This is a genomic window from Pseudomonas sp. PICF6, assembly GCF_009831705.1.
GTDB lineage: Bacteria > Pseudomonadota > Gammaproteobacteria > Pseudomonadales > Pseudomonadaceae > Aquipseudomonas > Aquipseudomonas rhizophila.
The window spans coordinates 1-4,703 of record NZ_WUUD01000016.1 but is presented as its reverse complement, the minus strand read 5'-3'; the positions used below and the strand labels follow the sequence as shown (position 1 = coordinate 4,703).

Annotated in this window: 2 protein-coding genes; both read left to right on the top strand. The window is 63.3% G+C overall.

The annotated features are described in order from the left end of the window. Positions 1-268: 268 nt before the first annotated feature. Positions 269-1,438 (top strand): efflux RND transporter periplasmic adaptor subunit, encoded by a 1,170-nt coding sequence (locus GSM73_RS07810; RefSeq protein ID WP_160892058.1) that lies wholly within the window; start codon positions 269-271, stop codon positions 1,436-1,438. A 3-nt stretch (positions 1,439-1,441) separates the two neighbouring features. Then, positions 1,442-4,537, top strand: coding sequence for an efflux RND transporter permease subunit (locus GSM73_RS07805; protein WP_160892056.1), 3,096 nt, complete (start codon positions 1,442-1,444; stop codon positions 4,535-4,537). The last annotated feature ends 166 nt before the right edge of the window (positions 4,538-4,703 follow it).

Below are 4,703 nucleotides of genomic sequence, written 5' to 3'. Positions count from 1 at the left end.
CAGCGCGGCCCTGGAGCAAAGCACTGTCGTGGAAGACATCAGCCATCGCGTCAGTGACATTCGCGGGATCAGCGAGACCTTGAGTAGCCGGATGGAGGAAGCCTCACAGGCCAGCCACTCGTTGCATGCCATGGCCAACCATCAACAGCAGTTGGTGGGGCACTTTCGTATTTAAGTGATTACACAATTTCACAGAGCGCCTACAAAGCTTCACCCCTGCCATGAGCCTGGATCCCTACCATGGGCGGCTCAATAGTGGGGAAGTACCATGTCCAAGATTCCTTTCGTCACACTGGGCCTGTTGGTCGGGGCACTGCTGCTCAGTGGCTGTGATAGCGCCTCGACCCCGCAAGCCGCCGCCCCGCTGCCCAGTGTGCGTGTCGAAACCGTCCAGGCCCGGCCCCTGTCGATCAGTAACGAGCTGAGCGGCCGGATCGTCGCGCCACGGGTTGCCGAAGTCCGGGCGCGGGTGGCCGGCGTGGTCTTGCAACGGGTGTTTCATGAGGGCCGCGACGTCAAGCAGGGCGATGTGCTGTTTCGCATCGATCCGGCGCCGTTCAAGGCTGACCTGGACAGTGCCGAGGCGGCGTTGCGCAAGGCCGAGGCCAATGCGTTCCAGGCCCGCTTGCAAGCCCAGCGTTACGCGCAGTTGATCGATGACAAGGCGATCAGTGGCCAGGACTACGACAACGCCCGGGCCAGCGTGCGCCAGACCGCCGCTGACGTCGCTGCCAGCAAGGCTGCGGTGGAACGGGCGAAACTGAACCTGGGCTATGCCACGGTGACCGCGCCGATTTCCGGGCGCATCGGGCGCGCCCTGGTGACGGAGGGCGCCTTGGTCGGGCAAAACGAAAGCACGCCTTTGGCGTTGATCCAGCAACTGAACCCGATCCACGCCGACCTCACGCAATCGACCCGCGAACTCAACGACCTGCGCCGCGCCTTTCGCGCAGGTTTTTTGCAAGCGGTCGGCCAGGACCAGGCCAAGGCCACCTTGATCCAGGACGACGGCAACCCTTATCCGCTGCCCGGCAAGTTGCTGTTCACCGACCTCAGCGTCGACCCGAGCACCGGCCAGATCACCCTGCGCAGCGAGTTCCCCAACCCGGACCTGGACCTGCTGCCGGGCAGTTTCATCCGTGTGCGCCTCGAACAGGCGATCAACAACCAAGGCATCACCGTGCCGCAACGGGCCATTCAGCGCGACAGCGCCGGAGTCGCCCAGGTGTTGCTGCTGGACGCCGAGCAGAAAGTCAGCCTGCAACCGGTGCAACTGGGCGCCGCGCAAAACGATCGCTGGGTCGTCACGCAGGGTTTGAAATCCGGCGACCGCATCGTCATTGAAGGTCTGCAACACGCCCACCCCGGCGAGCACGTCCGGATCGACGATTCCCCACTCCCCCTCGCCCAGGTTCCCGGGCCACAGGCAGGACACTAAGCCATGCCGCAATTCTTCATCGACCGTCCGGTGTTCGCCTGGGTCGTCGCCTTGTTCATCCTGTTGTCCGGTGTCCTGGCCATTCCACAGTTGCCGGTGGCGCAGTACCCGGTCGTGGCCCCGCCACAAATCGAGATCTACACCGTCTACCCGGGCGCTTCGGCGCAAACCGTGGACGAAAGCGTGGTCAGCCTGATCGAGGAGGAACTCAACGGCGCCGACAACCTGCTGTATTTCGAATCCCAAAGCAGCCTGGGCAGCGCCACTATCACGGCAACCTTCCAACCCGGTACCAACCCGGAACTGGCCCAGGTCGACGTGCAGAACCGCCTCAAGGCAGTGGAATCGCGCCTGCCGCAAGCGGTCACGCAGCAGGGCTTGCAAGTGGACAAAGTCTCCGCTGGCTTCCTGCTGCTGATCACCCTCACCTCCAGCGACGGCAAGCTCGACGACGTGGCGCTCAGCGATTACCTGGCGCGTAACGTGATGAACGAGATCAAGCGCCTGGACGGTGTCGGCAAGGCCCAGCTGTACGGGGCCGAGCGAGCCATGCGGATCTGGATCGATCCGCAGAAACTCGTCGGCTTCAACCTGACCCCGGCCGACGTCAATGCCGCCATCGTGGCGCAGAACGCCCAGGTGTCGGCGGGCAGCCTGGGAGAATTACCGAGCCGCAGCACTCAGGAAATCACCGCGACTATCGTCGTCAAAGGCCAGCTCAACACGCCCCAGGAGTTTGCCGACATTGTGCTCAAGGCCAACCCCGATGGCTCGACGGTGCGCATCGCCGATGTGGCCCGGGTGGAAATCGGCAGCCAGGAATACCAGTTCTCCACGCGCCTGAACGGCAAGCCGTCCACCGCCGTGGCCGTACAACTGTCGCCGGGGGCCAATGCCTTGAACACCGCGACCCTGGTGCGCAACAAGATGGACGAGCTGTCGCGCTACTTCCCGGCCGGGGTGGAATACAAGATTCCCTACGACACCTCGCCGTTCGTCAAAGTCTCGATCACCAAGGTGATCTACACCCTCGGCGAGGCGATGCTGCTGGTGTTCGCGGTGATGTTCCTGTTCCTGCAGAACATCCGCTACACCCTGATCCCGACCCTGGTGGTGCCGGTGGCGTTGATGGGCACCTTCGCGACGATGCTCGCGCTGGGGTTCTCGATCAACGTGCTGACCATGTTCGGCATGGTGCTGGCCATCGGCATCCTGGTGGACGACGCCATCGTAGTGGTGGAAAACGTCGAGCGGATCATGGCCCAGGAAGGCTTGTCGCCCAAGGAGGCCACGCGCAAGGCCATGGGGCAGATCACCGGCGCCATCATCGGCATTACCCTGGTGCTGGTGGCGGTGTTCATTCCGATGGCGTTCATGCAGGGCTCGGTGGGGGTGATTTACCAGCAGTTCTCGCTGTCGATGGCGACGTCGATCCTGTTCTCGGCCTTTCTCGCCCTGACCTTGACCCCGGCGCTTTGCGCGACCTTGCTCAAACCAGTCGCCAAAGGTGATCACCACGCCAAAAGCGGTTTCTTCGGCTGGTTCAACCGTGGCTTCGATCGATTCGGCGACCGCTATCAAGGCTGGGTGGCCTATGCGCTGAAACGCATCGGCCGTTATCTGCTGATCTACGGCGTGCTGCTGGTGGGCATGGGCCTGCTGTTCAGTCGCCTGCCCTCCTCGTTCCTGCCGGTGGAAGACCAGGGCTACACCATCACCGACATCCAGCTGCCGCCGGGTGCCAGCAAACACCGTACGGTGCAGGTGGTGGAGCAGATCGAAGCCCATAACGCCGGCGAGCCGGGGGTCGGCGACAGCACGATCATCCTCGGTTTCAGCTTCTCCGGCAGTGGCCAGAACGCGGCGCTGGCCTTCACCACCCTCAAGGACTGGTCGCAACGCGGTGCCGAGGATTCGGCAGCGTCGATTGCCGACCGTGCCAACCTGGCGCTGGGTCAAATCAAGGACGCCATGGCCTTCTCGGTGCTGCCACCGCCCGTGGATGGCCTGGGCACTTCCAGCGGTTTCGAGTTCCGTTTGCAGGACCGGGGTGGCCTCGGCCATGCCACCTTGATGCAGGCCCGCAGCGAATTGCTCGCCGCCGCCGAGAAAAGCCCGATGCTGATGAATGTGCGCGAAAGCGCCCTGGCCGAAGCGCCGCAAGTGCAATTGGAGGTCGACCGCAAGCAAGCCAATGCCCTGGGCATTTCCTTTGCCGATGTCGGCAGCGTGTTGTCCACGGCGGTGGGATCGGCCTACATCAACGACTTCCCCAACCAGGGCCGCATGCAACGGGTGGTGGTCCAGGCCGAGGGTGATCAGCGCAGCCAGGTCGAGGATTTGCTGAAGATCCACGTGCGCAACAACAGCGGGAAGATGGTCCCGTTATCGGCATTCGTCCAGGCTCGCTGGACCCAGGGACCGGCACAACTGACCCGCTATAACGGTTATCCAGCGGTGAGCATTTCCGGCGAACCGGCACCGGGCTACAGCACCGGGCAAGCCATGGCCGAAATCGAACGGCTGGTGGCCCAGGGGCCGACAGGCCTGGGCCAGGAATGGACCGGGCTGTCCTTGCAGGAACGTTTGTCCGGCAGCCAGGCGCCGATCCTGTTGGGCCTGTCGCTGCTGGTGGTGTTCCTGTGCCTGGCGGCGCTGTACGAGAGCTGGTCGATCCCGACCTCGGTGCTGCTGGTGGTGCCGCTGGGTGTGCTCGGTGCGGTACTGGCCGTGTCGTTGCGCGGCATGCCCAACGATGTGTTCTTCAAGATCGGGCTGATCACCATCATCGGTCTCTCGGCAAAGAACGCGATCCTCATCATCGAGTTCGCCAAGAGCCTGTACGACGACGGCCACGACCTGATCGACGCCACGCTTGAGGCCGCACGCCTGCGCCTGCGGCCGATCATCATGACCTCGCTGGCCTTCATCCTTGGGGTAGTGCCGTTGGCGATTGCCAGCGGTGCCAGCTCGGCGAGCCAGCAGGCCATCGGCACAGGGGTGATCGGCGGGATGATCACCGCCACGCTGGCGGTGGTGTTCGTGCCGGTGTTTTTCGTGGTGGTGATGAAGCGTGTCAGGCGTGTTGATTCCAAGTGAGGCTGGGCCGGAGCACCGCTATCGCGAGCTTGCTCGCGATAGCGGCCTTACAGCTGGCCTTGTTCACGAGTACATATCCATTGCTGCGGTAACGGCTACTTAGGGTTCCGCCCTTACGGCGGCTCACTTTTGAGAAGCGCAAAAGTAAGCAAAACGCTTTTGCCCC